Genomic DNA, 26,703 nt, shown 5'->3' on the forward strand with positions numbered 1-26,703 from the left:
ACTTGTCCGCGGTGCTCCGGATGACCGGCAGGATTAAAAACCATTCCTAAAACAAGGCGGGTCCACCATCGACGTCGGCTTCATGGGAGATGTGAATATCTGGATGATCGCCGGCTTTCTGCTGGCGGCGTTCTCCGTGGTGGCCAACGACTCGCTGCAGACGTTGGGCACATACATCTCATCGAACAAAACCCGCACCCCGAAGGTGGTGCAGATGGTGTTCATCTGCACCATCACCATTGTTGTGCTGATGCTGGGTTTCCTCCTCAATGACGGTGACCCCGCCTGGGGCCGTCTGGAGACGTTCGAGCTGCCGGAGCCCTTTGGCTGGGTTTACGTCATCCCGCCGATCGCGGTGCTGGCCCTCACCCAGTGGGGGGCTCCGGTGAGCACCTCCTTCCTGGTGCTCTCATCGTTCAAGCCCGCCAACATCGGCAAGCTTCTGGGTAGCTCCCTGAGCGGCTATTTCCTTGCCTTTGTCCTTGGATTGGCCGGGTACGGCCTGGGAATGTGGCTGTTGGAGCGCTGGGTGTTCCGCAGCACCCAGGACGGCAAGGACTTCAACAAGGTCTGGTACGGCCTGCAGTGGTTCTCCACCGGTTTCCTCTGGAGCATGTGGCTGGTGCAGGACCTGGCCAACATCTTTGTGTTCCTGCCCCGTCAGCTGGATGTCTTTCCGATGGCGATCTGCACTCTGGTGCTTTGTATCGGGCTCTGCTTCCTCGTCGCCAGCGGTGGTGGTCCGATTCAGGCGGTGCTGCGTTCCAAGACCAACACCGCCGATCTGCGCTCGGCCACGGTGATCGATTTCTTTTTCGGTCTTTGTCTGCTTTACAAGGCGTTTCTCTCCACGTTCCCGCTCAGCACGACGTGGGTGTTTCTGGGATTGCTGGGTGGCCGTGAGATTGCCCTGCGGATCAAGGAGCAGGAATTTGAATACGTGTTCACAAACCGTGAGAGCGGAAGCCTCGGAAAGGTGATCGGCACGGATCTCTGGAAGGCGTTCATCGGTGTTGTGGTGAGTTTGCTCATCGCCCTTGGCATTCAGCCCCTGCTCGTCGCCAGCTGAACCGCCCGGCCTCACAAACGAGGAGATAGTCTTCGTTCAAGGCTTGAGTAAGCTGATCTGGCCGCCCTGCTTCACTCCGGCGAACGATCTGACGTTCTGTTTCAACGCTGTCCAGTTCAACTCCTCATCCCCGTGACGCGGGTGGTCGTTTCCTTTCCAGTGGAGACCCCAAGGCCAGACCTGTGCAGGTTTGGCTCAAGCCAGATGTGCTGCAACGCCTTGATGCCTACTGCGCCTTCTACGGAATCGGACGTGGGCGGGCGATTGGTCACCTGCTGAAAGGCGCCCTGCCTGATCCGAGTTGGCTGCCCACCAGCCCGGATCTCCTGGCTGGCAACGGTTCAGCAGGCGGTTCTGATCATGAGGAGACGACCAGCCTCCAGCTGATCTCCGATCAGGTCGACGGCGGAGCTGAGACGCAGGCCTCGAACACCGCGTCGACCATGACCTCGAGCAACAGGACACGGCCGGAACCCAGCTTTCGTGAAGGCGACAGTGTGATGAACAACAGCGGGACGCGTTGCGGCCTGATCAGTGATCAACCGCCGCGTTGGGTTCCGCCCTCTTGCCTCGCCTCCGGTGAGCAGAGTGAGGGGCATTGGTGTTATGCCGTTGCCTGGGATGGTCAGATGGGCTTCACGATCAGTTACGCCGAGGATCTTCTGCGTCACGTCGATGCCCATGCCGCCCAGGGACGGATCAGCTGAGCTGAGCGTGGCCTGAACCCGGGTTCGTGGCTAAGGCTGAGATAGCCAAGTCCAGTTATGGGACATCTTGTTGCTGCAATGGCTGCTGCTCCATTGCTCACTATGGTGGTTGCCGCCGTTCATGCCGGCGAACAGCTGCAGTTGACACCGCGCCAAACGATTCTGGAAGCCGACCGACACCTGCTCGCAGACGGTTGGATTCCCGCTCCTCAGCAAACTCCTTCGGTACAGGAGCGTCAGTGGGCTTCCGTGTCGCTGCCAAGCCTCTCGTCCTGTGCCGGGACGGGAGTCGGTTACTGCCGTTTCGATTACCAGCGCAACCAACAGCGTCTTTCGGTGGTCACCGTTCCTTCCGAACCGGGGCGCCCCTCGGTGGGACGCGTGGACCGTTGGTGGTGATCACGGATTGAGGCGTTGAGATCGCCATGCGTCCTCGCGGCACCAGAGGGTTCGACGATGAGGGTGGTGGCTGAGATCCAGCAACTCCACGCGGTGAAGGTTTAGGCGCAACACAAGAAAGTGGGGCGGTGGCGGCTGCGCCCCATCAACCGTCTGGGGAAAAGGGGCGTCCGCTTCGAAGGGCTGGCCAGGATGTGGCCAGTGCCACAGGCAGCGACCTGTGTCTGTGAGTGAGTTCCAGGCGTGCCGGGTCTGCTCGGGAGCCTCATCCACCGAAAGCGTTTCAATGACGCCTCGGAGCCGGTATTGGTGACGTGCTTTCGGCAGTAACCAGCAGACTTCAACACTCGGCTGAACGTTCAGCTCGTCGGCTTTGCTGCTGCGGCTGTCGCTGTACAGGTCGAGTTTTTCATCTCCAGCCCAACCGCGAAAAACAAGGGTTCGCACGCGCGGTTCTCCACCCGCAGAGACCGTCGCCAGTTGAACCCACCGGGCGGAAGCTGAACGTCCCTCCCGTTGGCGTGCGCCCCGCAGGAGCTGTCGCCAGGCTGGAATTGTCATGGCCGTAGGAAAATACGGACTGTCAGCATGGGACCCATGACGACATCACCGAGTTATGGCTGTCGAACTCAAAGATCGCGTGATTGATGATTTGCGGGCCTGCCGCAGCCGCGCCGATCTCGTTGCACTTGATGAACGAATGGCCGTCGATCACCGCGACAAACCTCTTCACCGCGTCATCTGTGAAGCCCTGCGTGATCGCACGATCGCACCGGTGGAGGCAGCTCGTTGGCTGGCAACTTTGATGGACCATCGCAATCAGCAGCTCACCGCTTGTCTGAATCTCACCTGCCAGGTCTGAGTGCAATCAGTCGCGTTTGAAGTTGGTCGATCCTGATCCTGATTGAATCGTGCTCTCACGCAGCGATTCTTCAACGCCGATCAGAATCGGCTTCAGCAAAAGTGCGATGAGGCATCCTCCGAGGATCATCAATGGGGCGAAGCGCATGTGGTTAATTCGCCGTTCAGAACAACTCTAGAGACCGTGTAATCGAGCTTGTTCCAAGGCGGCTCTCACAATCAGAGCGTGTCGCATCACCAGGGGTGACAGTTCGTCGTATCCACCACCAATCACTGTTGCAACCGGGATGTTCCGTCTAAGACAGGCATCAAGAACGAGGTGATCACGCATCAGCAAACCCTGATCAGTGAGCGACAAGCGTCCGAGTCGATCGTCGCGATGGGGGTCAACACCGGCGTTGTAGATCACCAAACCAGGCTGAATGGTGTCGAGAAGCTCTGGCAGTCGGTCGCCGATGGTTTGGAGATAGTCCTCGTCGCTTGTTCCGTCCGCGAGGGGGATGTCCACGTCGCTGCTCACTTTGCGGAGGGGAAAGTTGCTGGCGGCGTGCACCGACAGGGTGAAGACCCTGGGTTCATCCGCAAAGCAGGCGGCAGAGCCATCGCCTTGATGAACATCCAGGTCCACCAGCATCAGTTGCTTCACATCGCCCTCGTCCAGCAGCACTCTGGCGGCGACAGCGCAATCGTTGAAGATGCAGAATCCACTGCCAAATCCCGGATGAGCGTGGTGGGTTCCTCCGGCCAGGTGGGACGCAAGCCCGTGTTGCAGGGCCAGTCGTGTTGTGAGCAACGTTCCGCCAACGGCGAGCCAGGTGCGCTGAACCAGCGGTTTGGTTGCGGGAAGACCGATCCGTCGCTGCTCCGGACGTGTGAGTTGGTCTGAGCTGAAGGCCTGGTGGTAATCACGTCGGTGAATGCGTTCAAGATCCCGCCGGGACACACTCAGTGGTTGATGAATTTGGTGTTCCCTGATCAGGTCCCTGCTCAGCAACAGTTGCTGCAACAAACGGAATTTGGCCATCGGAAAACGATGACTGGACGGCAGTGGAGCGGAGTAGAGCGGGTGATAGACGACCGGGATCGACACGGTGCAACTGATTCCGGCGTCCTGAGAACACAGGAGCATCGGCGATGGAATCAGGACGTTAGGAACCTGTTCCCCCGAAACCGCGTGACCGGGTGCTGAAGAACGTGACCAACACAACAGCAAATCCCGATGACTCAGTTTGAGATGAACCAGCGAATGCGTCTGATGGGATGACCCACGAGGTAATCAAGCTTGTGCTGACGGTTTGTATCGGGTCGACATTCATGGTCACAATTCTTCGGTCGATGTGGGATGACGCGATGAAAATCAACAAATTTGAATCTCATTCTTGACGCCCAGGCGTCGTCCTCACGACTCGGCATGATTACTCATCTTGTCCAAACCGTAGTGTTGGTTTCAGTTGTTCCCGGCCGCAGACGATAAAAAAGCATGATATGCAGAAGATCGATGTCCCTTCAGCTCGATTTACCGCGTCAAATCAAGCAGCCATCGCTGGTCGAATCGGCTCCAGCTGAGCCCAAGCCAGTACCTAAGCTCAAGCCCCGTCCTGTTCGTCCACTGAAGATGATCGACGAGACGCGTTGGAATGAGTACCGCTTCGATTACTCAGGTTTGTATTAGGCCCTTAAAATCAGCCAAGGAGAAATTGAGACGTTTAAAAGTATGACTTTTTAAATGGCCACCGTCACAGATCTGACATAACCAATTTCAGGCTTGTTGTTTGTCTTCCGTAGTCGATCGTTCAGATTGGCATCCTGGGTATGTTCTGGCGCTCAAGCTTTTTTCCTTGTATGAAAACGTCCTCGACTTGACTGGAGTCGCTCTGTCATGTTCAATCAATTGCATGGTGATTCTCCAGATGTGATTGATTCCTAGGTCGCTTTGACGTTCAGAATCAGGTCTTGCTTCTCTGTTGTGGTCAAGGATCGCTCCCCAACGACTTTTCGCGGCCCGCAGAATCGGAACAGATCTGCGACACTGGAGTCACCGATCGTTCGAGGGATTTTGTGGGAAGTCAATCATTCAATCAAAAAAATAAAGAGGCCTGGCGTGATTTCCTGTTGCAGGAAGTCGTTGCTTATTTACAAAGCAACAAGGAAGGAATCATGGCTCGCTACCTGGATGGAGAGCAGCCGAGATTCACGCGCGAGGAAATTGAACAGTTTCAGTTGATGGATTTTGATGTCTCCATCACATTGCATTGTGATCAGCAGTCTTCTTTCGGTCTGGGAACTGGTTTTTTCAAGGCCAATATTATTCGTTAAATTTTGTTGATTGGCTCAGAATATTTTTGCCATTCGACTGTAATGTCAATCGTTATTAGTTAACGAATGGATACACAATCCATCCTCACGATTGGCGCTCCATTTCTTGTGTTTGGCGCCGTGTTCCTGACGCTTCTTGTCGTTTGGGATAAACGTTTTCCCAAGGACGAGGGCTGATCAGGTGTTGCTCAGGCGAGACGCCGCTCCAACAGCCATTGGTTAAAGCCGCTGGTCTCCAGCTCGGAGATGCAGTCCTGAATCTTTCTGAGGTGACTGCGCTTGACACGTGTCAGCCTGTTGCGCTCCTGTTCTTCCAGTCCTTCCTTGAGCCGTTGCTGATTCAGAACAGCCATCTCATGGTCGAGGTGTTCCATCAGTTTCAGCAGGGAATAACCGTGCTGGATCTGTTGCTGATCAAGGGAGGTTTTCAAAGGCCCCATCACGGCGCTTAAGAATTGATTAACTATCTCACGGTGGGTCTCGTCCGTCGCTCCCACTCTGTGGGACAGGCAGAAAAAAGGCCCCCGACAGGGTCGAGAGCCTTACGTCCGTGTGTGAGGGGTGTCTCAAGCCCCTGCGTTCATTCTGACTTGTCATCGGCCTGCCAGGGTGTCCAGGTTTCGAAAGACCGTGTCTATTTGTGACCAGTGCGGATCACAACTTGAGTTGGGGCAGCTTGATCTCTAGTCGGGGCGAGCTGATCGTTGTGCCGTCCTGACTGCTGCGGACGACCAGTCCGTAAACGAAATCATCGGGTAATCCAATGCGAACATTGCAGCTTCGCGTTGTGACGCCCTCCTGCTGCCTGTCCGTGCAGCGTCCACGTCGTTGAACATCGATCGTGCGGTTGTCCTCTAGGCGCAAGGTGAGATCGTCGCCGGATATCTCCGCCAGGCAACGCCGCTCCTGGCCATTGAACAGGCAGGTGGTGGTGTCCTCGGCTCGGCTTTCAACGGCGAGGCAGGTCTGCATCGCGACGCTGATCAGCAAGCCAATCATCACGGGACAGCGTTTCATTTCGAAATAAAGCGGTCGGTCGCAACGCAGCGGGCCCATGCGGTTTTCGGAAGCTCCGGATTGTCTCGATCAGCGATCTTGTAAACCAGCTTGAAGCGGCAGAACCCCATGGCATCCCGCATCGGTGGTACCTCCACCCTCACTTCAGGCAGCTTGAGCTGGAACTGCTCTGATTGTTTTGGTTCCGAATAGAAGATGGTGCCGGGTTGAACGGTGAAGATGGCTGCGGCTACCGGGTCGGAGGCTTGTCCCAGCAGAAGCAGGGCAGCCAGGAACGAACGCATCTTGCGCTGGAAAGTCGTTGAACCGTAGACAGGGCAGACAGGTGAGTCAATCGTCGACCAAGGCTCTGGGGTGTCGCCGATTGATCTGTCCACTCCATATCTGGGGCACAAAAAAACCCCGTGCGGTGCACAGGGCCTGGTGATGGGGACATCTCCATTCTGCATGTTTTGGTCAACACCAGACCTGGTGGCTGCCCATCTGCTGACACCAGACCTGCGGACCAATGTCCTGCTGGCGCCAAACCTGATCACACCGGACGTCCCATAGAAGGGGTGATCGCTCCATGAACACCGTGCCAGGGGTGCCTGACCGCTCTGAATCAAGTGCCTCTCCTTTAGGGTGAAAAGGGTGATTGCAGAGCTGCGGAATTTTATTTCTTAGAGGGTATTAAAAGCCTCAGAAGCAGGTTCGCAATCTTTCGGACACTTCAATGATGATTAGGAGTGACAACCATGACTTCAAGGATTGCTCACACGCCGCTGGGTCACACAATTGATGTGATGGACAACGGTCACTACTGGGTTTGTGACCGGGACAAGAACTGCCGAGAGATATCAGGGCTCTGGGAAGCAGAGGAGTACATCCGCGAACGCGAGGTCGGAATTCGCGACGTCTGATCAGGGGCAGAACCCTCAATGCGACCAGGGGCGGTCTCGGTCAACCTTCGGCGATTGAGATCACATCAAAAAGCCCTTCTGCAGAACAGAAAGGCGTCGTAGTTCCTGTATGGAACCGATCCGGTTGCCGCTAGCTACAGCCAGTTGTCTCGCATCGCTTGGTGTGAAACGTCATGACGTGCAGCCAAAGCAGGAAGGGAATTGCTGAACCTGCGATCAACAGAGCCTTCCGATCGGGCCATCAGAAAGCGCGCAGCCTGGAGCCGTTGTTGCTTTTGAAGAGCGCGCTGGACTTGGACGAGAGGGGACATGGCGATCCTCTACAGCGAATCAGTCCCCGTTGCCTGACTGATTTCTGACTGCAGCTCGGAACCCGAGCTCAACGTTGTCGAATATTAGACGATCAATGTCAAATCTGTTGCAACCAGACAGCTCGCTCCGATTTGTTTGGTTCATCTCTGGCGCACGACGCTGCCGGTGTTGTGACATTCGATGCCTCTTGAGCCTTTGTGGGATCACGAATGCACGATGTGCTGGGAGTCGGTGGATGCCATGCCGGTTTCAGCATCAGCATGCTGAATCAGTGACTGATCGGTCGGCATTTCAGAACCCTTGAAACCGCCCATCCATCTCATCCCATGGTTGATGGCGACTGTGTTGATTGTTGGATGGATGATCTCTCTTTAATCGCCACCGCGATTCCGACAATCTTTAATTGCTCGATTTAGACATCAGGGCGAATCATGTCGGATTACATTCATGGTTTGATTGGTCTCCATGCGTGGATTTTCTGAGTCTGAGATTGTTGCCGCACTAACACCGGTCCATATTCCTGGGTGGAATGATGTTGAGTGTTGATCTGCCTCAGTGTCTGATTAAGATTTCTAGAATGGCAGGCAATTACCATCTGCACAAATCAACAATCCAAATCGCATGATCAAACCGTTTTCTGTTGCGTCTGCCCTGTCAGGGGTTCTTGCTGTGTCTGCGCTCTGGACATGTTCTCCACGAGCGTTGGCGGAGCCCACTCCTGACCAGGAGGCTCTGGACAAGCTGGGTGTCGCGTTTGCTTCGATGGTTTGGTTGCCAAGGCTGGATTCAGCCTGTGCTCTGTATAAGAAGGGCCTGATCTCTGAAAACCAATTGCCTGAGGCCTACAGAGTTCTCTATCAAGACTTGGCGACGGATCAGCAGAATCCTGAAGGGCAGCGAACCTTTTTAACATTGATGAATCTGTTGGAAGCAGGGCCAAAAGCAATGGCTGCTTATTTGGAGGCGTCTGAATCGGAATTGTTTGAAATCGGTTACTTTGATGGATGCCCTCTTCCGAATAAAGCGCTCGGTTACTGACCCAGAGGTGCTGAAGCGATGAGTTTTGACGACGCATCCTGAAGCATCAGGTCAATAAGCTGAACAGCAACCAGTTGTTTTTCTCTGCGGATTGATCGAAGCAGAACAGCATATTTATGTTGATGCAGCAGCGATGGTTCCCCGATATCGCTCCATCGCTTTGCGATGAGAGAATTCAAACGTTGACGAGGAGACTGGTCCAAGAAAAAGACCTTCTGATGTTTGATCCATTGAAGACGCTCACCATGAACGCGGCTAGCCGAACTCAACATTTATGGGCTAAAGATTTCCTGAAAAACAAAGAGAAATGGAAGGTTCCGGCATGGCGCCCTGGCGATTCCAGTTTTTGCTGGTTGACACTCTGACTCACGGATCACTGGAGCTTCGTGATGGGCTCAACAGGCAAGGTTTTCCCGGCATTGACGTTGGGCTGGCATCAAGGAGAGCAAGCCATGAGGCGGTCGAGATGCTGAAACTGTTATTGGGTTCCTTGTCGGCTGCAACAGACACTCAGTCGTGGATGCCGATAGTTGATCGTTCACGGCCACCTGTGATGGTGTTTTCATCCAGAAAGCGAACAACCAATCAATGACGTTGCTGTTTGCATGGTGAAAGGCCGGTTGTCTTTTTGGATGCCCATGAAGGATCAGATCGCGTTACATCCTCTCAGGGGCTTGAAAATTCGGTTTCCATTTTTCACATTGGTCAATGAAACATTTCCCTGAGGATAAAGGATGAATTCCCAGATTCCTCCACGCTTATCAACATAAGTCTTTTGGGTTCCATGGCGTTCTTCAGATATCAATTTGTAGGACTCACTCACACCGTCTGACCATTCAATCATTAATTCATTCTTAGACATGTGAAAATGGCAGTCCGCAATTCGTTTGTCGTTGTACTCACAACAACTTCCTGCACCATTGTTGGCAGAAGCTACATCAGCATTGGCCAAGACAGCCATGATCGCTACTGAAACAATGCAGATTAATCGTACTATCATTGAGTTCCTGTCAGCGATGATGTTGGCTCAATGAATCAGGATTGTATGATTCCTGATGCAATTTTGTCACGGCTACAATTCTGTAGCCTTCATCCAGCACACTCTTGCCTTGCAGAGGCCGTCTTCAGGGGGTGCGGTGCATCTCCCATGTTGGATTGTCATCGGTGCTCATGGGGAATGAGCAACGTGTTCATTGCTGCTGGGTCCAGGTGTCGACAATACTGAAGCGGGGCTGTTTGGAATTTTTCATATTCAGTTGATACTTGGTGACGGTGTATCCCCATCCGTTCCCGGGGTGGGATTCATATTGCCAGACCGGATGATCTGTATAAAGCCTTTCAATATTGCGAATATATCCACTTTCAGGAATCTGCACGGGGGTATAGGTCAATTGTTCATCGGCCAGGCAGAGTACCCGACTGCCATCGTTTGCTCGTATTGTAAATAATAGAAAGTTTTTCTTTTTCGTTTTGAATTCGCTCAGGTAATCAAGCTTCCATGGGAATGGTTTGTTGGCTTGATGGCTGGTGTCCTGGCAGTCTTGATTGAACAGTCGTTTTGATAGAAGCCCTCCACCTACATAGCGAACATTCCTGTTGCTTGAGCACGAAGATTTGATATCACGTTTTAATTCTGCATTAATATTGCCTGATCTTGCTTCCAGTTCTCCCAGAGTCATCCAGTCGCCTGGATATATATTTGCTCGCAATAATTGGCTGCTCCATAACTTTTCCTGACAGTTGTATAAAAATGAATCCCGTACAACAATTTTTTGCTTGGCATAGGCAGATGAAGGTGAATGCAGGATTGCCGTGCCAAATAAAAAAGACCAAGTACCGATTCCGATGGAGTGGAAACGCTTGAATGTCATTTCAGATGAATTGATACGATCAATTTAGCCTCGCTCGCAACATCGATTCTTAAATGACTCTGTGCCATCAGCCAATATGTATCCGTGTTGATGAATGTAAGGCACGTTAAACACTGGGCATGACGGTCTTGATGAAAAAGGGGGGGCGTTCTGCACTCTTCAGCCCTTCATTTTTTATGTCCGTATGTCAGGCGCTCAAACGACCGTGATCCGCTTTCAAGAGGTCAGTGTGCTGGTCATGAGGCATGCTGGTGAGATTCGGGCTGAGGCGGGCTGAGCTCCTGATTCAGGCCTGGGATCAAAACGAGGGAATCGCTGCCGATCACCGAAATCGTTGTCATCACTCTTTCGGACGCCTGAAAGGACGCCTCCACACCAGCATTGCAAAGTCGACTCAACTCCCCGGCGGAGAGAGTATCGGGACTGATTTGTGAATTTCAATCGAAGTCGGTAATGGAATTTCAATCTCGTTGGCTTCGAACGCCTGCAATAGTCCTTCTTTGATCCTTGCAATGGCATCGAAAAATGCACCTGTATCATCGTACGTCGATTCGATAAAGAAGGTAAAATCCAGGCTGTAATCAGACAAGGCTGACAGGCGACATGGTCCAAGTTTCAGCTGCTTATCGGATTCAACAACATCGCGAATAATTGAAGGAATATGCTGGCGTTTATGACTCGGCGTGTCGTAGGCAATACTTATTGAGTGCTTTAGATTATTGACGATTGCAATGACAGTTTTGGATTCTGCGCTCAGATCCTGTTTGAGTTGCAGATAATCCTTCCAATTGTCTGAGCATGCTTTGGCGAAAACAGTCAGAAGCTCGCCACTGGAACCATCCTCACTGAAACTGACCACAGGTGAGTCAAGCTGATCGTTCTCCTCGATATACGCTGTGATGCGCTCAACAATGCCATTGAGCTGTCCAACACCCAAATTTGCAGGGAGATCCATCACCAATTCAATCCCCTGGCTCAAGCTATTTTCCGGTTGCCCCAACTGGTGCTGACGGTCGGAGTAATTTTTAATAATTTCGTCTTCGACTTTGTTATTGGGGATTGTGATTCGTCCCGATAATGTGATCATATCAATGGAACGCAGTCCAATCCTGGAGACAAAACCCATTTCGCTGCCGATTTTGCAGAACTCACCGACACGCACCGGCCGATCGGATTGGATGGCGATTCCTGCAAACAGATTGCCGAGCAGACGGGATCCTCCAAGGCCTACGGCAAGTCCGGGAACCGCTGAAAATGCGATGACGGCATTGGGCGGCATTCCCAGTCGCAGCATCAGTTGGTAGATCAAGATCACGGCTCCAATCGCACCTAAAAACCTTGAAAAGGGAAGGATCAGATTCCGGAGGCGACGCTTCTCCAATTCGGATTGGCTGCCTCTGAATTTCAGGATCCAAACAGCACTGGAATTGGCGATGGCCTCAAAAAATAAAACAATTGTGACGCCTAATGATATATACGCGACAATATCAAAGAAGGAATTCGAATTTTTTAAGGCCTCGCCTGTAAAATTGATGCGATTAGCGATTGAGATTTTGGCAATTACAGAAAGTGGAGCAATTGGTAAAGCCAGAAAGAAACGGCGCCAGGATATGTCGACTTGACGTTTGGCAAAGCGATTCAGGAGTCGCCCTGAGCGATCACGATTATAGCGATAAGTGTTGAGCAACTTGACCGCGCAAACCAACACCACAGGGATATAGATCAGTAGCAGCAGCGCTGTCATCAGATACTGGAGGAGGCTCTGCTCGCCAAAAGGAGTCTGTAGATAACGTTTGGCACTTTCTGGCAGGCTCACATACCATTTCGGCGGTACTAGATATCCTGGCGAGTATGAAAAGTCTTCAAAAATCCTTGGAGATGCCAGTGGATTGTTGGCAATGATCTCCTCAGTGGTTGATCGACCGTATGTGTCCCGGACGAAGCCGTACATCCGATTGATATTTTCGAGGGTCTCCTGAGAGAAAAAATAGTCTTGATTACCCGAATCATTTTTAACCGAACGGGTCAGGGTAATTGCCGTGCCGGGCATCGTCCAATCCGTCTTTTCCTTGTCGTTGGGAATCTCGATGGGTTCGCGTGAATTGGCAAATGCGTAGTCGAGGATTTCCTTCAGTTTCAGAACCGATTCTTCCTGCGTGTCCTTGCGAATACTTTCAGGAATGGAGGAGTCGTCCAGGGTGCGCTTGGCCGTTCTGAAAAGAACCTCTGCCTCTCGGATCTCGTCCTGAGCCTCTTGACCCCAGATCAGGCCTGGATGTTGGTCCGTTTGCTGACTGACATCCCGAATGATCTCGCCAACCCGAGCCATCACGGCATAAAAACGCAATAACGTTTGTTGTGGTGTCAATCCGGTGACCTTACCCAGATAGGACTGATCCCAGTTTGCCGAATAGATCAGGAGATCGTCGTAAAAGGGTTGCTCCTCCAGAGCAATCGTGACGTTCTCGTTTGGTGCGTTGAGGACAACAGGCATCTCACCTGGGTGAACATCAACAACAGTTGCCAGGCTGAGAAGGAGTCCCACGGCGACGCCCATCAGGTAACGCACAAGCAGTCTCATAACACCGTCATCAAGTGCTCATCGCAATGTAGAGGCTGCCAGCAGAAATGGCTTCCATTCTGCTTATCTCGTTCTGACTTAGATCACCAATTTTAATAACATCCTTCACGACAATAGTCTGGATTATTGATGATGTCTATGTCTAAAACCCTGAACGATTTGTTATCCACTGATCCGCTGATGTTTCGGAACAATGCTGTTCTGCAGTCTGAGTTGAGCGGGATCACCCATTGCGCCCGGCCCCCTGCTTGCATTAGTACGCATGTATTCGCTAAGGAGCGTTGTTGGCGATTGGGACTTCATGGATGATCGCGGGCTGCAGAGCCGGAAAGGAGCCTGCAGCTGCGTGACGTGTGAGCACTTCAGCTACGGCGTTGACCAGCACTGCCACACACTTCTTGGCATGCAACATGCGCCAGAGGCAACTCGTGCAAGGCGATCACCTCACCAAGAGCTGCAAGCTCTGGGCGCCGACCTGGCAGAAGCAAGTGGGTTGGGCTCCCGAGGCGGGGTAATCCTCAAAGTGTGAGCTTTGTAACGCCCCTGTTTCGACGACCACAGCCATGACAAGAGAGATTTCTCAGCACATGCAATGGCTACAGAAGGCCTGATCGTTCAGACACCGCGAGGTTCAACCATCCAAAGACTTGACGATGGAAAATTTGTGGTGTGCGACAGCGAGAACGTGTGCTCCTCTGCCCGCAGCCTTTACCTGGCTGAAGAGCAACTGGAGGAGATGGAGCATGGATACCGGTTTCCTTACGCAACCAGCTTCCGAAAGGTCTGAGCCTCACAGCCATGGGTCAGTGGGCTCCAGGCAAGACCAGGCTGATCAGCCACCCAGTTTTGAGGTGTCCGTTGAGCGACGCCCAGACGTGGCTATTCCGCAGTGACAAACCGTTCTTCAACGACAAGCTGTTCTGCAAAGACAAGGGCAAGAGGGCATGATTTGGCGGTTGCGGCAGGTGAATGACTGGCAGCCAACCATCCGAACAATTTGATTACTTGATTCAGGCTCAAGTACGTCAAGCTGATCTTATTGCGTGCAAAAGATTGCAGGATTCTCTCCAACAAGCTGCTTTGCATTCAAAAGGTTATCTGGGTCAGGAAACATTCTATCGGCAGCTTGAAGATGGTTTCATTGAGTATAATGTGAGACTACGGTTTAGTGATATTCAATCATGCCTCGCATGGATTGATAGTCCCATTCGTAGACGTTATCTTCATCAAGCGGAATCCAGGTTTGTTCTTCAGTTCCGATCCGGAATTCACGAACCTTCGTTTGACCTCTGGTTGACGTCGCAACTACCAGATCCACCACCAATCTGGAAAATGAATCTGTTGGTTTGGCTGGCGCTTTACCCGTCGGTGATGCTGCTCAGCTTAATCAGCGTTGACAGCTTGGGAAGGTTGCCGTCGGCCCTGAACGTGTTGGCAAGTACTGCAATCACCGTGGCCTTAACGGGGTGGCTTTTCGTTCCGCGACTGGCCAGGGTCTACAGGGGATGGCTGGTAACACAATCACAGCGCTTGAATCTGGCTGGAAGCGGCTCGATTCTTGCTCTGCTGATGGTTTGTTATGCGATGTTCAGTGCGCCCAATGTATTGAATCTGATGAATCCATCTGTCCGGTAATCATGATGTAGCTGGATGCTGAGTTGACGACGTTTTCAACAGGATGCAGGTGGTCACCATTGAGATCTCTACAGAGGCAACAACGGCAGATCAGAGGTTGTCTGGGAGACCTGATTGATCACAACAGGAAGGATGCCCAGAACGTCATCGATTGTTTTCTGAGGGGATGAATCACGTTGGACATGATGCGTCAAGGCGTACAGGAGAGACATCATCTCAGCCAACGGCAGGTCTTATCACGGGGCGCTGGCAGTGTTGCTGCATCCGCTGGGCTGGTTCTCGACGACCCCATCAGGCGAATCAAGACCGGCGGACATCGTCAGACAGGACAGCGAAAGATCCTGAGCAGCTTGCCCTCATCCGTTCTGAACTCGCCGTCTTTGATGCAGCCTGCATCGACAGGGGGAATTCTTGAGCCGATGTGTGTTGTGTAGCTGTTTGAGCTGTTGACTGCTGTTGTCAGCACAATCACGAGTGCTGCCACTGAGAGCAGACCAGCAATGAGTGCACGCATGTCTTACCGGGATGGCAGTTCAAGTCTGAAGATGACATGTCTCACGCGTGGATGCGTCGGACCCAAGGCACAGACACGGTGTCTTGGCTTGTTTGTGTTTGATGAACAGTCAACTCAGTTGCACTGATTGTTGACTCAGCATTCAAACCTGATGGATGTATTCGGTGTCAGTTGATTGGCTGCCACTTGAACAACGAGTGACGCCTGTGCAGTCATGTATTGCATCACTGATTGATACTCAGGCGCACCGGATCATCAATCGCCATGGGTCCAGACGTCACCACACTGAGACGGATGCCTGCCGTGACCTTGTTGTGGCGAGCTGTGGCCCGGAGGATTCCCATCTCCTCCGGAAATTTTCCCTGAGCAAGAGTTGTGACCACACAGCGAGGGCAGCCCCCGTCAACACGCAGCTGTAGTTGCTCTCCAATTGTGAGCAGCCCTCCCACCCATCCTTCCTCGACAAACCCCTCCTTTCCCGGAGTCGGTTCAATCAACAGGTTGGGGCGGAAGCGCTCCACCGCAAAATCAAGATCCGGTTCTCGCTGCTTCAGGGCTTCAAGGGTTGCGGTGCTGATCGCATGGATCGAGCAGGCATCGAAGAACGTGCCCTCCGGCATCTTCAGCTCAGTGGTCACGTTCTGAAAATCCCGCTCGGGTACATCGGGCCAGTACTGGTCCAGGCTGGCTCCCGGGGGAGCGAAATCCAGAAGACTGATGTCCCGGCCAAATGTCTTCGACAGCAGAGCCACCAACGATGGATCATCACTGCATCGTGTCTGCGCTGGTTCATCCACACCCGCCAACGGGCCCGTCACGGCAACGGTGGGCAAGGGGTGTCCGTCGACAGGTTCGCAGGTGTATTCAGCGGTAAACGCCAGAAGCTGCTTCCAGAACCTGGGGTTCTTGGCACTTGCAACGCGAGCTGTTGATCGATCCCAGAGTGCGTATCCGCGGTCTCCCACGACGCCGCTCGGCCCAATGGTCAATCGGCCTGGACTCTCTCCAAGCATCGACTTGATCGGGTAACGCCAGAGACGTTTGACGTGTCCCACCAGCTCGCCATGCATTCGAGCCGATCAGCAACCTTGATGACTATCAGGTTGATCACTGCATCCGATGGTCACAGGCGCTACTGACATGGCGATCTGGAGCAGCGAACCAACGTTCACCTGACGTGGAAATTCGTGGCTTTTAAGAACTCACAGGATGATCAGATGTCAAGCAACAATATTTTTGGATGAATGATTGTGTTTCCGGTGACGTCATGGCATTCATCAATCTGAGAAAGCTTTCAGCGCCAGGTTCAATGTGAGCATCCATTGTTCTTCACCTTGCACGATCACCAGTGTGATTGAACAACGGACCGCGTCCCAAACTGGGTCAGACCGAATCGAGCAAGATCCCTCGCTTGGGTGATGTGATCTGAAGGCGGAACAGTGATGGTGAGTTCACGGCAAGAGCCCATCAACCAAACAATAAAAATCATCATGAAAAACCTCACAAAACCATTCTTTGCAGGCATCCTCGGAACCATCGCTGCTCTGGGCGTCGCTGTGACCACCAGCCCCAAGGCAGAAGCTGGGACTCTTTACTGGAACAACAATGGCGGTGGCATCGTTGTCAATCGTGGTTACTACTACGACCCTCGTCCTGGTTATTACAACGTTCGGGCTCGCCACTACGGAGGACGAGGTGCTGTTGCAGGTCCTAATGGAGCCTGCGCGCGCGGTTACTACGGTCGCAGCGGATGCGTCCGTTACTGATACCAGGTCGGGACGCCTGATGCTGCAGACTCCGGCGGCTGAAAGTTATACAAAACCCGCAAGGGAAAGACAGGGCAGTTTGATTGTGCTGATCGATCTCCCGACCAAACCTCCATACACATCACAGAGCGATGACAATGGCAGCTTTCTGTTTGCCCTGACAGGGCTTGTCCATCATCATCATGCTCTGTGATCTGAATCACAGGGCCATATCAGCAGGCAAGTCAGTATTGAAATGTTGACATTTAATTTCCCCAATCTTTAACGCACCCATGGCTGAACATTCTGGGCAGACTCTACCCGAATTGAATTTCGATCTCGACCTAAATAAAAAGGGACGAGGTACATACGACGATGGAGAATTTGTCTTTAAGCGTGGCGATGAACCCTACAAAAGCAGTGCTGGGAAGCTTCGCCTAAAAAGTAGAAAAGGTGGGGACGCAGTGATTGCCAAGCTTTTTTCCGATCTAGATGGTAACGGTCGTTTCTCCAAAGATGAACTGATTTTTAAAGGATCGGTTGAAGGGGATGGTCTTCACGATCGACTTGAAGAATCGTCAGGCAAGATCCAATGGGATTACGACGATTGCACTCCATGTCGGCGAATGCCATTCAATCTGCTGTCCATTAACCCGAGTGGCTCTGAAAAAGTTGACTTCCTTAGTGTTGTATTGCCTGGGAGCGCTCCTGGTCTCGAGGTTGGTCATTTGATGGACGTCATGTGAAGCCTCCAATGTCGTTGCTGTGATGCAGATTGACCCCGTCAGCACTGGCGGGGTTTTTCGTTGCCTATTTGGACGTGTGACCAAGATCACAGCTGCAGATGACTAGGGTCATCACACGGGTCGTTGATTGTGGAGATGGTGGGTGCATCGGAGCGGACGCTCCTGATGTCCCTTACCACACGCACCAGACGTCATGACTGACTCCCAAAACACTGAAAGCCAAGTGCAGAGCCGTGATGGCATGTATGCACATAAACGTCCATTGATCGCTGCAAAGTTTGTTTTAAAGCAAGGCCTTCGTCTTGGAGCAATCGGTTGCTTGGTCGCGACTGCCCTGGGTACTGCTTATGCATGCGATGAACCCCATTTGCATCAAACAACACGCTCAGTGGGTTTTCTTCGCGACTGCGCTGGGCAAACGCCGGCATCAGTTGCCTCAATCAATTCAGATTGCCTGAATGTGCAGCAAGGCTTGGTTGGCATCGGATCAACAGTCACTGTTCTACAGGGAGTTAACCGAACTCTTTCAGGGCAACAAGGTCTTTGGTATGAGGTACGTATCGTGCACAATCAATCTACTCAAAAAGCATCTGGCAATGCCCAAGAAGGTGCAATTGGTTGGTTAAGGGCAAACAAATTCTGATTAGAAGCTCAGTTCGAAATCCATCCCTTCGCTGACTCAAAAACGAGATCAGCAGTCAAGGGGTTCGGCGCCCGTATTGATAGCCAGTTCTATTGCGAATTTGAAGGAAAAACGATGCAAAGGCAGTGAACCACTGACAAGGTCTGGCCGTGTGTCTGGCCGGGGCGTTGTGATTGTCGCTATCGATCTCCCGACAGAACCACACACACCTCCTCGTCAGCAAATGGCGGGGTTTATGTGTTTGAACATCAGATACAGACAGGGCTGGTTAATCAGGGCTAAAGATGGACTAGCTATGCGCTGCAAGGATGCCTCGTGTCACAACTGCCTTTGCTGCGGCCTTGGCCCTGTTCATGCCAGTAGGACGCCCGTTGCTGGTTGGGCTGACGCCTGCCATTGGAATTGGTGCAGGGTTGCTGACGACGCAGGCAGCTTATGCACAAACTGCTACCGATTTGTTAAATTCAGGGTTTCACAAAGCAGAAAGCGGAAACCTCAAAGGTGCTATTGCTGATTGGACCAAGGCAATCGATATGTATCCTCAATATGCATTTGCTTATTACAATCGTGGGAAAGCGAAAAGACACTTAGATGATTATGAAGGGGCTATTTCTGATTATTCAAAAGCAATTGAACTTAATCCTAATTACTACCAGGCTTACACCAACCGTGGAATTGTTTTAGAAATAGTAGGTGATCTCAAAGGTGCCTGTAAGGACTGGAAAACAGCAGAAGCACTAGGGGATACCTTGCCGATTGAATGGGTAAGAAACCAGTGCTGACATCTGAGGCTGTCTGATTTCAACTTTTTCAATGCAGTCCTCGTCAGCAATGGCGGGGTTTTTGTTGTCCGTGGCTCAACAGCACAACAGCGGGGAACACTTGAGACAGTCACGTCTGATCTATGAACTTCGACACACGCATGGCGCCCTGTCTGCTTGAGCAACTCCTAAAGCGAAGTCCGCGTCACCTCCAACGCGCCGATCACATGGTTGGTGATGAGGCAGGGAACAGGGAATCCTGCTGGTGCACATTGGTGGAATTGCCGGAGCAGTTCTTTAAGCGTGCATCCCTCGGTCGTTCAATGCTGTTACTGACGCGTAAACCTGTCAACGGCTTTGAAGAGCTCAGGAAGTCGTGCGTAAAAACAAGAGGTGAATCCTGTTCTTACGCACGTTTTACTCACAGGCGATTTGGGGATTTGCCGAGATCGCAGTCGGGGAGACAGGATTCGAACCTGCGGCATCTTGCTCGCATAGCAAGCGCTCTCTACGATCAGCGCGATTCGGCGACCTTGTGAGCACCCTCCTGCGTTGACCTGGCGCAGCAGCAACAGCGATCAGCGTCCGTTGCAGGCAGAGAGGAGCGGCATTACGCCGCCACCAACTGCATGAGGCGATGCTTCGCCTCGGCGATGCAGAGCTGTCCCGAGCCGCGAACGAGTCTTACTCCCACGGCATAACCGCATTTTTACATTCCTCGCTAACTGGCCATTCTTCCCCACCCCTCCTTGCCACAGTCACGCTATTCATCCATGCAGCAATTCGCACATTTACACATTGGCCCCATTTGTCTTCTACATACTCAGCAATTGGAATTACAACAGCCAAGGTGATCCCAGGAGCAACAATGAAAATAAGTATCGACCGCCTTATAAACCAAAGACAACCTTCTTCTTTAGCTTTTTTAGACATCACTAACGCTGCATCCCGCTGTTCATTATCTCCGTTTAGGTCATCGCTCGGCGTGGCCGACCTGCCGCGCACTCGTCGGGACAAGCTGAAGCCTCGGATCGTGATGCTGGTTGATCGACTGCAAAGCGACAACAGGCAGCTGCAGAAATGGCACGACGATCACTGGGTAGACAACACCCTTCATTGGCGGATTTGATGGTGCAGCGCAGAGAGGTGCTGCCGTGATCTGAGGGCTCCAGAAGTCAGTTGTGGACTGCGAACTGATTGGCACTGTCCATGCTGTCAGTGCGTTTTTCTACCAAAGTCATAAGGCGTTACGAGAGTTTTCTGGGATTCATCAAATGACCAAATGATCCGTTGCGGATCGCCGTTCATCGACCCATATTTAATCCACGCGGATATGGGGAGTTCTTCCACACGCGACGGCTTCGGGAGAGCGACCCGATGGCTGGCAGAACCCCTGTCTCCTGCGTGAGCGATCGCGGGAGACAGTGTTCTGTGACAACAAATCAGTAGAAATTTGGTGTGTTTGGCGAGGATTTCTGTATCGCGGCAAACGTGCAACTACAGGGCCGCATCGCTCGGGAAGAACAGCGTTCTTCTCGCGGTCCTGTAGCCCCCTTCTCGCGAGTCGTCAGACCGCAAGGAAGGTGCTGCCTAGGGAGGCAGCCAATTTCATGGGCCGTCTTTAGAGGCTTCAGCGCACAGGCGGTGAACAGCATTCCCAACCCGTCTTGAGCATCGCCTGCCAGGCTTCGATGTCGTTGTGGCGCAGCATCCGCCGTCTTGTCCCAAATGAAGATGTGCCTGGTCGGACGGCTAAGTGCTCATGCCGTTGCTAAGAATGATTTCCATCCTCGGTATTTGCGATGCCTAGCGACCACGACCACGACCACGACCACGACCACGACCACGACCACGACCACGGTCACGACCATGGTCATGGACATGACGAAGAGGTTCTGGAGTTATCACCGAAGAAAGCTGCCAAGGTGAAATTCCTGGACGATGACGCCCAGATCCATGTGGATGGCCTCGAAGAGGGAACCTTCGCGATTGCCTCGGGCAAAAAGCAACTTAAGAAGTTGATGAAGTCCGATGCTGATGTGATTTACAACGAGAAGAGAGGGAAGCTGTATATGAATGCCAACGGTGAGGAGAATGGCTGGGGTAAGAAAAAATTTGGTGGTTTGATTGCCACATTTAAAAGTAAACCTGAGTTAACCGCAGACCAATTTGAGGGACTGGAATCCTTCTCGGCCGATCCGCTGTCTGGGGACCATGATCATGATGTTGATGAGACATCCATGCAAACAATGTTTTCAAGCAAGTCGGCTGCTAAAGCGGCAGCAAAAGATTTTGGCTGTAAGGGTGCTCATAAACATGGAGACGCTTGGATGGTTTGTAGTAACATGGCAGACATGACGATTCCAGCGGGGAGTGACATTGAAGAGGACCATTCAGGACATGATCATTCAGATCATCATGATGACTCTGATCATGATCATGGCTCCCATCGCATTGTTTAGGTGCGTTAGTAGTCAGGAGTTTCCTCTTTTAAGGATATCTAATAACAATACCTATGAGAAATTGACGTCAGCAATAGCAGGGTATTTGTTGCTGGGTGCTCTGCGCCCCATACGTTTGGGGTCAGCGGATTGGTGGATGGCATCGCTCCCAACCTGTTTTCAGCATCGTCTCCCAGGCTTCGATGGCGTTGTGGCGCAGCATCCGTCGCCGGGTCTGCGGGATTGGGTAGTCGGGTGGCCGCCAGTGAAACGTCCGCAGGATCACCCACTCCGCACGAGTCGAAGGCGAATCGGGTTTGAACTGAACAACCTTGTGCTGATCGGCGTTCACAAGCCAACCCTCACCACCTGCACTCACAGGTTGATCGTTGGGATCGGGTCGGTACCGGGGCATCGGTGAAATCTGGCCAGCCATCTCGAAGGCCATCGTTAGGGATTCCCTGCACCCGAACGATCAGCGCCTAAGCAATTAAGTACATAGCAGTGTCCCGTTAACTAGGTCGGGCAGTGGACAAAACCCCGCGGGTCAGTCCACCGGCTCGCAGTGATTGCCATCACAGCTCAGAGCGCACTGCGGCTGATTCATGCCGTACTGCCAAGGTCTGCGAATGGCCCAGTAGATATCCACTAGGCCGAAGATGTAGGAACCGAAGCGCTGCAGAAAAGAGCGGTGTTTCATGACTTCAACCTGCCAAAGCAACAACGGCCTCGACAACGGTTCACACTGGATACTTAACAAAGCCAGCTCTGCAAAGTCTCCACACAGGCTTCAGCTGATTCGAACGGGAGTACATTGCGGCCGGAGATCGTTCGGATCTCAGCCCGCGGCAGTTTGCTTTTGAACGTGGCGATCCGCTCGTCCGCGTCATCCCAACGCCTGGAACGACCGATGCCGGTGGCATCTCGCCCAAACACCACCAGCACAGGAATCGACAGGCTGCACAGCTGGGGCTCCCAGTTGCCTCGCCAGAACCCCGCCAGGAAGGAGAACACTGCCCAGCGGCTGGCCATGGGTGCCGATCCCTGCTCCAAGGTGGACAGCCATTCCTCATCGACGGACTCTGGTTCAGCGAACAGGTTTTTCTCAGAGAAGGAACGCAGAAACGCTCGTCGCCTGGCGTAGCGATAGAACAGGCTACCGATCGGCCCGCTGAACAGCACGCCCCAGAGCTGCTGGGCCCGCTGCAGAGAAAACGGCTCGCTGAGTACCCTCCAGCCGGGGGGACTGATCGTCACCAACCGGCTCACAAGATCCGGTGCCCGCTCGATCAGCGACAGGGCGATCGGCAGTGAGGCGCCCTGGCTCACGAGTACCACCGGTCCGTCATCTAGCGCCCGCAGCTGCTGTTCCAGTGGAGCAACCCAGTCCTCGACAGTAATCGCCCGTTTTTGCATCGGCGCTTCGCCACAACCAAGCAGGTCGGGGGCCAGCAGCAGCCGGGATTCGTCTCGGTCCCGCCAGCTCCGGCGGAAGCGCTCCCAAAACCTCGACGACAAACCAACGCCAACTGGATGAATCAGCAACAGTGGTTCAGTCATCACAAGTGGGCTTCCCACGGGAAAGGAATCGCAGTCTGGGAGTCCTGGCCCAACGCTGCGAAATCCGCGGGAACGTCTCTGCAGCGGCGTCGTGGCGATGTGACCAGCGTGATTTCGAGGCCGACGAGCGCGTCAGCTATATGCGGTTGGAGGGCTGGGAGGAGATGCAAGTGCCGTCAGAACTCGATGGGATGAGCTGCTGGAGGAGATGGTGGCCTCCCTGCCGCGCCCGCGTCTTGAAGAGCTGAAGCCTCGGATCGTGATGCCGGTTGATCGACTGCAAAGCGACAACAGGCAGCTGCAGAAATGGCACGACGATCACTGGGTAGACAACGCCCTTCATTGGCGGATTTGATGGTGCAGCGCAGAGAGGTGCTGCCGTGATCTGAGGGCTCCAGAAGACAGTTGTGGACTGCGAACTGGTTGGCACTGTCCATGCTGTCAGTGCGCTTTCTTACCAAAGTCATAAGGCGTTACGAGAGTTTTCTGGGATTCATCAAATGACCAAATGATCCGTTGCGGATCGCCGTGCATCGACCCATATTTGATCCACGCGGATATGGGGAGTTCTTCCACACGCGACGGCTTCGGGAGAGCGACCCGATGGCTGGCAGAACCCCTGTTTCCTGCGTGAGCGATCGCGGGAGACAGTGTTCTGTGACAACAAATCAGTAGAAATTTGGTGCGTTTGCCAAGGATTTCTGTATCGCGGCAAACGTGCATATACAGAGATCGCATCGCTCGGGAAGAACGCAGTTCTTTTCGCGGTCCTGTAGCCCCCTTCTCGCGAGTCGATGACCGCTAAGAAGGTGCTGTTTGTCCGCTGTCGTGGCAGAAAAGCCTGAATGTGCCGCTGACCTACCTGAAGTACTGAAGCGGAATCCCGAGGTTGCTTCTCTTGGTGATCCTGTTCAGCTTCGGTTGCAGGAGTTGCTCGTGCTCTTGAGTCAGTTGATGAGTCGCCTCAGGTGAAATGATGCGCTGCTTGGTGTCATTGGTCTACTGTCATTTTCTGCCAAAGAGCCATGGTGTTCCAAGAGGGGCTTTCTTGACGGGTGCCTCTTTGCTCCGATGGACAGTGGGTGTCCTCGGGCGTTGGGATGCACCTGACTCTCTCTGCTCTAGGGAGTCAGCCCAGCGTGGTTGTGCTTTCGTCCCGCTCCAAACAGCTGATAAAAAGAAAATAAGCCGATCCCGCATATGAGCATTTTCGGTTTGAGCGTAAGGTTTTCACGGTCAGGTGAAATTCCCGCCATAATCGAACAAACCTTAGACACACCATGCTTCGTATTTCAGCAGCCCTTTGTGCCACTATCCTGCTCTCTGCTCCAGCCTTCGCAGGCTCCGGTGGATGCCAGTACAGCCAGGACAAAGCAGCTGAAACGACTGATCAAAAAAAAGAATCTCAGTCTTGATCAAGCATCCTCTAATCCAAAAGATTTGGAGACTCGCTACATGGCGCTGGCGTCTGCAGCTTGCGCTCAATGCTCCCTTTGGGCTCTTGTGGATTGCTGATAAAACCAATCCAGCCGTACACACGTTTGACATGTCAGTGCTTTCAACGCTTCATGCTGAATGGCTTGCTCCGATGATTGGAATCGCTTGATCTCCCCTAACTTCCCTCGCTGAGCTGAACAGAGACCACACTTCACTAAGCAGGTGTTTTATGAAGTCTGGCCAGCCATCTCTGATGGCATATTTAGGGGTTCCCCACATAGGAATGAATCGATACTCGCTTGAATGAATGAACATCAAGCATGACCACCCGCAAGGATGATGTGATCTGAAGGCATCACGTTAAGTTGAGCTTTTGCTCTTACGAAGATGACTGCGATGCTGCGATGTTTGAATCGTTTGTTCTTAATAAGGCTGATAGCCATGACCGCACTCATGACTGCTCCAGCAGAAGCTGCAAACCTTGTCGGTCGGTACCGTTGCGTCGGTAGCAATCCCAACAGCGGCCAATATCAGGCGAGCATCGTTATTGAACGTTCAGGCGAAGGGTATCGGTTGACTTGGACGATCGGCGGCGCAGTTCACCATGGCATTGCGATTCGAACTGGCAATGTTTTGGCCTCGAGTTGGTCCCCTGGTCCTAATCAACATGGGATTGTGTCTTACAGGATTGGAAGGGGAGGGAATCTCAGGGGGCTTTGGGCGCAATATCCCGATGTTTCGCGTCTCTTCCCTGAGGACTGTGAACCGACGCGCTGATCAAGAGATTCGCCTGCGAGCGTAAGCTTCAAGCAGCATGGAGATGGAATGTGTTGTCCCATAGTCCCAGAAAGGCATTGACAATTGATTGGATACTTTCATTTCACTAACTGTCCATATCAATGCTTGTGCAAATATACAATTTAAGCAAAATATTAAGCAAAGTGCAGGTACGGTAATTACGATAAAGGAAAGTTACTGCAATCAATTTGGTCTTTCTTGGCGTCTCTAATTTGTTAGTGTCTATCTCAACAAAATATGAAACGACCAAAGCTTTCAACACCCCATGATTTTGAGTATGCAATCAAGTGGGAGGAATTACGTTCTGAATACTTTCGATTGCGGGGGCAAGTCCAACTTGCTGAACTTTCAAACAGTCTTAAGCATGAGTTGGAGTGGCGGCTTGCGCTCTTGAATCGTAAAAACAGCGATCAGCCTACTGACCAGTTAACCAATGCAGGATGGTATCCCCGCTCAGAGTCTTTTACGCATGCTGGATGGGCCCTAGATGCGAAAATCCCTGTATCGGCTTAGGCCGACCAATTGGCTGATGCGAATGTTCAATATCTTGTATCATCACAAACTTTATCTAACTCCTCAGAAGTTTTTAAAAACCTGAACTAGTGCTGTTGAAAGTAAGAGTGCACCGATGAGTGTAAGGAGTTTCTTAAGAGCAAGCCTGCAGATGCTAAAGATGGCATCTAATCCACCGGGATCAGCTTCCATTGAGCGTTGTCTGGAATCTCTAGAGATTTCTTCAAATCCTTAGGCTCTTCCAAAGCCCTCGCCACTCGGGAACGCGGCAAGTCACGTAGTCGAAGTTCTCGATACGCAGACCACCAAGTCGGGTGGGGTATCCATACCAACCACTCACCCATCGACTCCCGTCGTTCAAATCCCCTCGAATCCCGCATTGTCCTGTTCCTACTGAATGAACTCGTCTCAGCGATAATGGCTGATGACCCTGACCCCTTCAAAGGGTGGCTACGTGGCGGGCTAGAGGACCTCGGAAAGCCTGCAGTGGAAGAGTTGCTTTGGGACTGGCTAGCCCCTTTCTTGACTAAAGATGAGAGGGACAGGCTGATTGGTTGGCACTTGGGGGGTGAGTCTCTAGTGCTTCAGGTGAGAGGGCGATCTGGGCTTTCGATGTGAGCTACGTCTCACATCCAAATTCTGGCTCCAGCTCATTTCGACCTGGTAATGCTTAGCCGGTTGCGCCAACAAAGCCAGCGAAGACGCAGGAGATGACTGTGATCAACTCAGTGAGTCTTCCCAAGGGAGCGTTAATTCAATCTCATGAAGTAAAGCGTCGGCTTCCTCCTCTTTGTCTTCCATTAGAAGCCAAGCCACCCGCTGCCACATGAACTGGTC

Annotated in this window: 32 protein-coding genes and 1 pseudogene; 18 read left to right on the forward strand and 15 right to left on the reverse strand. The window is 52.6% G+C overall.

Going from position 1 to position 26,703, the window contains the following annotated elements; translation table 11 throughout:
* Positions 1-103: 103 nt before the first annotated feature.
* The 3 genes from KR100_RS06505 (at position 104) to KR100_RS06515 (ending at position 2,175) form a co-directional block, all read left to right on the forward strand.
* Positions 104-1,069, forward strand: coding sequence for a hypothetical protein (locus tag KR100_RS06505; RefSeq protein WP_239420427.1), 966 nt, complete (start codon positions 104-106; stop codon positions 1,067-1,069).
* A 182-nt stretch (positions 1,070-1,251) separates the two neighbouring features.
* Positions 1,252-1,776: a hypothetical protein gene (locus KR100_RS06510; protein ID WP_038544201.1), complete on the forward strand. Its 525-nt coding sequence runs from the start codon at positions 1,252-1,254 to the stop codon at positions 1,774-1,776.
* A 78-nt stretch (positions 1,777-1,854) separates the two neighbouring features.
* A complete protein-coding gene (locus KR100_RS06515) occupies positions 1,855-2,175 on the forward strand; it encodes a hypothetical protein (RefSeq protein WP_038548160.1) in 321 nt (106 codons plus the stop codon).
* On the opposite strand, the gene KR100_RS06520 is transcribed toward KR100_RS06515, so the two are convergent.
* Positions 2,176-2,736 (reverse strand): pyridoxamine 5'-phosphate oxidase family protein, encoded by a 561-nt coding sequence (locus tag KR100_RS06520; protein WP_038544203.1) that lies wholly within the window; start codon positions 2,734-2,736, stop codon positions 2,176-2,178.
* Between the two features lie 55 nt (positions 2,737-2,791).
* Between KR100_RS06520 and KR100_RS06525 the strand changes: the two genes are divergently transcribed.
* Positions 2,792-3,037: a hypothetical protein gene (locus tag KR100_RS06525; RefSeq protein ID WP_038544205.1), complete on the forward strand. Its 246-nt coding sequence runs from the start codon at positions 2,792-2,794 to the stop codon at positions 3,035-3,037.
* A 174-nt stretch (positions 3,038-3,211) separates the two neighbouring features.
* Here KR100_RS06525 and KR100_RS06530 read toward each other — a convergent pair whose 3' ends face one another.
* Positions 3,212-4,165: a histone deacetylase gene (locus tag KR100_RS06530; protein WP_051847353.1), complete on the reverse strand. Its 954-nt coding sequence runs from the start codon at positions 4,163-4,165 to the stop codon at positions 3,212-3,214.
* An 824-nt stretch (positions 4,166-4,989) separates the two neighbouring features.
* Here KR100_RS06530 and KR100_RS06535 point away from each other — a divergent pair.
* Positions 4,990-5,352: a hypothetical protein gene (locus KR100_RS06535; protein ID WP_239420428.1), complete on the forward strand. Its 363-nt coding sequence runs from the start codon at positions 4,990-4,992 to the stop codon at positions 5,350-5,352.
* A gap of 188 nt (positions 5,353-5,540) precedes the next feature.
* On the opposite strand, the gene KR100_RS06540 is transcribed toward KR100_RS06535, so the two are convergent.
* The 3 genes from KR100_RS06540 to KR100_RS06550 all read right to left on the reverse strand — a co-directional run bounded on the left by KR100_RS06540 (position 5,541) and on the right by KR100_RS06550 (position 6,653).
* Positions 5,541-5,792, reverse strand: a complete 252-nt coding sequence (locus tag KR100_RS06540; protein WP_038544210.1) for a hypothetical protein — start codon at positions 5,790-5,792, stop codon at positions 5,541-5,543.
* Positions 5,793-6,006: 214 nt separating this feature from the next.
* Positions 6,007-6,369, reverse strand: a complete 363-nt coding sequence (locus KR100_RS06545) for a hypothetical protein (protein WP_038544212.1) — start codon at positions 6,367-6,369, stop codon at positions 6,007-6,009.
* Entirely contained in the window at positions 6,366-6,653 is a 288-nt protein-coding gene (locus KR100_RS06550) for a hypothetical protein (protein WP_038544214.1), read from the reverse strand. Before KR100_RS06550 ends, KR100_RS06545 begins: the two co-directional genes overlap by 4 nt.
* Before the next feature lie 453 nt (positions 6,654-7,106).
* Between KR100_RS06550 and KR100_RS16505 the strand changes: the two genes are divergently transcribed.
* The 3 genes from KR100_RS16505 (at position 7,107) to KR100_RS16510 (ending at position 8,986) form a co-directional block, all read left to right on the forward strand.
* The gene (locus KR100_RS16505; RefSeq protein ID WP_204207794.1) at positions 7,107-7,271 is read left to right on the forward strand and encodes a hypothetical protein; all 165 of its coding nucleotides are present in this window, start codon (positions 7,107-7,109) and stop codon (positions 7,269-7,271) included.
* 1,014 nt (positions 7,272-8,285) lie between these two features.
* Positions 8,286-8,621 carry a hypothetical protein gene (locus tag KR100_RS06555; RefSeq protein ID WP_162176490.1) on the forward strand — a complete coding sequence of 112 codons (336 nt, stop codon included), beginning with the start codon at positions 8,286-8,288 and terminating at the stop codon, positions 8,619-8,621.
* 122 nt (positions 8,622-8,743) lie between these two features.
* Entirely contained in the window at positions 8,744-8,986 is a 243-nt protein-coding gene (locus KR100_RS16510) for a hypothetical protein (RefSeq protein WP_156097954.1), read from the forward strand.
* Positions 8,987-9,267: 281 nt separating this feature from the next.
* Here the strand turns inward: KR100_RS16510 and KR100_RS15710 are convergent, their stop codons facing one another.
* From KR100_RS15710 to KR100_RS06575, 3 genes are all read right to left on the reverse strand, one after another.
* Positions 9,268-9,582 carry a hypothetical protein gene (locus tag KR100_RS15710; protein ID WP_156097955.1) on the reverse strand — a complete coding sequence of 105 codons (315 nt, stop codon included), beginning with the start codon at positions 9,580-9,582 and terminating at the stop codon, positions 9,268-9,270.
* A 229-nt stretch (positions 9,583-9,811) separates the two neighbouring features.
* Entirely contained in the window at positions 9,812-10,492 is a 681-nt protein-coding gene (locus tag KR100_RS06570) for a hypothetical protein (protein WP_038544223.1), read from the reverse strand.
* Positions 10,493-10,886: 394 nt separating this feature from the next.
* Positions 10,887-13,073 (reverse strand): mechanosensitive ion channel family protein, encoded by a 2,187-nt coding sequence (locus KR100_RS06575; protein ID WP_038544225.1) that lies wholly within the window; start codon positions 13,071-13,073, stop codon positions 10,887-10,889.
* Between the two features lie 592 nt (positions 13,074-13,665).
* On the opposite strand from KR100_RS06575, the gene KR100_RS16300 reads away from it, so the two are divergent.
* Together KR100_RS16300 and KR100_RS15715 are read left to right on the forward strand one after the other, a co-directional pair.
* Positions 13,666-13,860: a hypothetical protein gene (locus tag KR100_RS16300; RefSeq protein WP_038544227.1), complete on the forward strand. Its 195-nt coding sequence runs from the start codon at positions 13,666-13,668 to the stop codon at positions 13,858-13,860.
* A gap of 182 nt (positions 13,861-14,042) precedes the next feature.
* Positions 14,043-14,708 (forward strand): hypothetical protein, encoded by a 666-nt coding sequence (locus KR100_RS15715; RefSeq protein WP_038544229.1) that lies wholly within the window; start codon positions 14,043-14,045, stop codon positions 14,706-14,708.
* A 319-nt stretch (positions 14,709-15,027) separates the two neighbouring features.
* Here the strand turns inward: KR100_RS15715 and KR100_RS06595 are convergent, their stop codons facing one another.
* Complete coding sequence (locus tag KR100_RS06595) at positions 15,028-15,222, reverse strand: hypothetical protein (RefSeq protein WP_038544231.1); 195 nt, start codon at positions 15,220-15,222, stop codon at positions 15,028-15,030.
* 224 nt (positions 15,223-15,446) lie between these two features.
* Positions 15,447-16,292: an MOSC domain-containing protein gene (locus KR100_RS06600; RefSeq protein ID WP_038544233.1), complete on the reverse strand. Its 846-nt coding sequence runs from the start codon at positions 16,290-16,292 to the stop codon at positions 15,447-15,449.
* 420 nt (positions 16,293-16,712) lie between these two features.
* Here KR100_RS06600 and KR100_RS06605 point away from each other — a divergent pair, with 420 nt between their 5' ends.
* From KR100_RS06605 to KR100_RS16305, 6 genes are all read left to right on the forward strand, one after another.
* Positions 16,713-16,988: a hypothetical protein gene (locus tag KR100_RS06605; RefSeq protein ID WP_038544235.1), complete on the forward strand. Its 276-nt coding sequence runs from the start codon at positions 16,713-16,715 to the stop codon at positions 16,986-16,988.
* Positions 16,989-17,007: 19 nt separating this feature from the next.
* Positions 17,008-17,181: a hypothetical protein gene (locus KR100_RS15720; RefSeq protein WP_156097956.1), complete on the forward strand. Its 174-nt coding sequence runs from the start codon at positions 17,008-17,010 to the stop codon at positions 17,179-17,181.
* 79 nt (positions 17,182-17,260) lie between these two features.
* Entirely contained in the window at positions 17,261-17,713 is a 453-nt protein-coding gene (locus tag KR100_RS06610; RefSeq protein WP_156097957.1) for a hypothetical protein, read from the forward strand.
* Positions 17,714-17,906: 193 nt separating this feature from the next.
* Entirely contained in the window at positions 17,907-18,356 is a 450-nt protein-coding gene (locus KR100_RS15725) for a hypothetical protein (protein WP_156097958.1), read from the forward strand.
* A 308-nt stretch (positions 18,357-18,664) separates the two neighbouring features.
* Positions 18,665-19,138: a tetratricopeptide repeat protein gene (locus KR100_RS06615; RefSeq protein WP_051847355.1), complete on the forward strand. Its 474-nt coding sequence runs from the start codon at positions 18,665-18,667 to the stop codon at positions 19,136-19,138.
* 616 nt (positions 19,139-19,754) lie between these two features.
* Positions 19,755-20,246, forward strand: a complete 492-nt coding sequence (locus KR100_RS16305; protein ID WP_162176491.1) for a hypothetical protein — start codon at positions 19,755-19,757, stop codon at positions 20,244-20,246.
* Positions 20,247-20,747: 501 nt separating this feature from the next.
* Here KR100_RS16305 and KR100_RS16910 read toward each other — a convergent pair.
* A pseudogene (locus tag KR100_RS16910) lies at positions 20,748-20,837 on the reverse strand (DUF1651 domain-containing protein); the annotation flags it as partial.
* 82 nt (positions 20,838-20,919) lie between these two features.
* On the opposite strand from KR100_RS16910, the gene KR100_RS06625 reads away from it, so the two are divergent.
* Positions 20,920-21,579: a hypothetical protein gene (locus tag KR100_RS06625; protein WP_038544241.1), complete on the forward strand. Its 660-nt coding sequence runs from the start codon at positions 20,920-20,922 to the stop codon at positions 21,577-21,579.
* A gap of 121 nt (positions 21,580-21,700) precedes the next feature.
* Here KR100_RS06625 and KR100_RS06630 read toward each other — a convergent pair whose 3' ends face one another.
* The 3 genes from KR100_RS06630 to KR100_RS06635 form a co-directional block, all read right to left on the reverse strand.
* Complete coding sequence (locus tag KR100_RS06630) at positions 21,701-21,973, reverse strand: DUF1651 domain-containing protein (RefSeq protein WP_038548169.1); 273 nt, start codon at positions 21,971-21,973, stop codon at positions 21,701-21,703.
* 132 nt (positions 21,974-22,105) lie between these two features.
* Positions 22,106-22,258 (reverse strand): hypothetical protein, encoded by a 153-nt coding sequence (locus KR100_RS16515; RefSeq protein WP_204207795.1) that lies wholly within the window; start codon positions 22,256-22,258, stop codon positions 22,106-22,108.
* 53 nt (positions 22,259-22,311) lie between these two features.
* Entirely contained in the window at positions 22,312-23,118 is an 807-nt protein-coding gene (locus KR100_RS06635; protein WP_038544242.1) for an alpha/beta fold hydrolase, read from the reverse strand.
* 208 nt (positions 23,119-23,326) lie between these two features.
* On the opposite strand from KR100_RS06635, the gene KR100_RS15740 reads away from it, so the two are divergent.
* Entirely contained in the window at positions 23,327-23,473 is a 147-nt protein-coding gene (locus KR100_RS15740) for a hypothetical protein (RefSeq protein WP_156097961.1), read from the forward strand.
* Positions 23,474-24,869: 1,396 nt separating this feature from the next.
* On the opposite strand, the gene KR100_RS15745 is transcribed toward KR100_RS15740, so the two are convergent.
* A complete protein-coding gene (locus tag KR100_RS15745) occupies positions 24,870-25,010 on the reverse strand; it encodes a hypothetical protein (RefSeq protein ID WP_156097962.1) in 141 nt (46 codons plus the stop codon).
* Positions 25,011-26,703: the final 1,693 nt, after the last annotated feature.

This window comes from Synechococcus sp. KORDI-100, from assembly GCF_000737535.1.
Classification (GTDB): domain Bacteria; phylum Cyanobacteriota; class Cyanobacteriia; order PCC-6307; family Cyanobiaceae; genus Parasynechococcus.

Bases quoted from the DNA above. Each gene is read 5' to 3' on its own strand.
- KR100_RS06505 (WP_239420427.1), top strand. From the start codon at position 104: ATGATCGCCGGCTTTCTGCTGGCGGCGTTCTCCGTGGTGGCCAACGAC.
- KR100_RS06515 (WP_038548160.1), top strand. From the start codon at position 1,855: ATGGCTGCTGCTCCATTGCTCACTATGGTGGTTGCCGCCGTTCATGCC.
- KR100_RS06520 (WP_038544203.1), bottom strand. From the start codon at position 2,736: ATGACAATTCCAGCCTGGCGACAGCTCCTGCGGGGCGCACGCCAACGG.
- KR100_RS06525 (WP_038544205.1), top strand. From the start codon at position 2,792: ATGGCTGTCGAACTCAAAGATCGCGTGATTGATGATTTGCGGGCCTGC.
- KR100_RS06530 (WP_051847353.1), bottom strand. From the start codon at position 4,165: ATGCTCCTGTGTTCTCAGGACGCCGGAATCAGTTGCACCGTGTCGATC.
- KR100_RS06540 (WP_038544210.1), bottom strand. From the start codon at position 5,792: ATGGGGCCTTTGAAAACCTCCCTTGATCAGCAACAGATCCAGCACGGT.
- KR100_RS06545 (WP_038544212.1), bottom strand. From the start codon at position 6,369: ATGAAACGCTGTCCCGTGATGATTGGCTTGCTGATCAGCGTCGCGATG.
- KR100_RS06550 (WP_038544214.1), bottom strand. From the start codon at position 6,653: ATGCGTTCGTTCCTGGCTGCCCTGCTTCTGCTGGGACAAGCCTCCGAC.
- KR100_RS16505 (WP_204207794.1), top strand. From the start codon at position 7,107: ATGACTTCAAGGATTGCTCACACGCCGCTGGGTCACACAATTGATGTG.
- KR100_RS16510 (WP_156097954.1), top strand. From the start codon at position 8,744: ATGCAGCAGCGATGGTTCCCCGATATCGCTCCATCGCTTTGCGATGAG.
- KR100_RS15710 (WP_156097955.1), bottom strand. From the start codon at position 9,582: ATGGCTGTCTTGGCCAATGCTGATGTAGCTTCTGCCAACAATGGTGCA.
- KR100_RS06570 (WP_038544223.1), bottom strand. From the start codon at position 10,492: ATGACATTCAAGCGTTTCCACTCCATCGGAATCGGTACTTGGTCTTTT.
- KR100_RS06575 (WP_038544225.1), bottom strand. From the start codon at position 13,073: ATGAGACTGCTTGTGCGTTACCTGATGGGCGTCGCCGTGGGACTCCTT.
- KR100_RS16300 (WP_038544227.1), top strand. From the start codon at position 13,666: ATGGCTACAGAAGGCCTGATCGTTCAGACACCGCGAGGTTCAACCATC.
- KR100_RS15715 (WP_038544229.1), top strand. From the start codon at position 14,043: ATGACTGGCAGCCAACCATCCGAACAATTTGATTACTTGATTCAGGCT.
- KR100_RS06595 (WP_038544231.1), bottom strand. From the start codon at position 15,222: ATGCGTGCACTCATTGCTGGTCTGCTCTCAGTGGCAGCACTCGTGATT.
- KR100_RS06600 (WP_038544233.1), bottom strand. From the start codon at position 16,292: ATGCATGGCGAGCTGGTGGGACACGTCAAACGTCTCTGGCGTTACCCG.
- KR100_RS06605 (WP_038544235.1), top strand. From the start codon at position 16,713: ATGAAAAACCTCACAAAACCATTCTTTGCAGGCATCCTCGGAACCATC.
- KR100_RS15720 (WP_156097956.1), top strand. From the start codon at position 17,008: ATGCTGCAGACTCCGGCGGCTGAAAGTTATACAAAACCCGCAAGGGAA.
- KR100_RS06610 (WP_156097957.1), top strand. From the start codon at position 17,261: ATGGCTGAACATTCTGGGCAGACTCTACCCGAATTGAATTTCGATCTC.
- KR100_RS15725 (WP_156097958.1), top strand. From the start codon at position 17,907: ATGACTGACTCCCAAAACACTGAAAGCCAAGTGCAGAGCCGTGATGGC.
- KR100_RS06615 (WP_051847355.1), top strand. From the start codon at position 18,665: ATGCCTCGTGTCACAACTGCCTTTGCTGCGGCCTTGGCCCTGTTCATG.
- KR100_RS16305 (WP_162176491.1), top strand. From the start codon at position 19,755: ATGCTTCGCCTCGGCGATGCAGAGCTGTCCCGAGCCGCGAACGAGTCT.
- KR100_RS06625 (WP_038544241.1), top strand. From the start codon at position 20,920: ATGCCTAGCGACCACGACCACGACCACGACCACGACCACGACCACGAC.
- KR100_RS06630 (WP_038548169.1), bottom strand. From the start codon at position 21,973: ATGCCCCGGTACCGACCCGATCCCAACGATCAACCTGTGAGTGCAGGT.
- KR100_RS16515 (WP_204207795.1), bottom strand. From the start codon at position 22,258: ATGAAACACCGCTCTTTTCTGCAGCGCTTCGGTTCCTACATCTTCGGC.
- KR100_RS06635 (WP_038544242.1), bottom strand. From the start codon at position 23,118: ATGACTGAACCACTGTTGCTGATTCATCCAGTTGGCGTTGGTTTGTCG.
- KR100_RS15740 (WP_156097961.1), top strand. From the start codon at position 23,327: ATGGTGGCCTCCCTGCCGCGCCCGCGTCTTGAAGAGCTGAAGCCTCGG.
- KR100_RS15745 (WP_156097962.1), bottom strand. From the start codon at position 25,010: ATGAGTGCGGTCATGGCTATCAGCCTTATTAAGAACAAACGATTCAAA.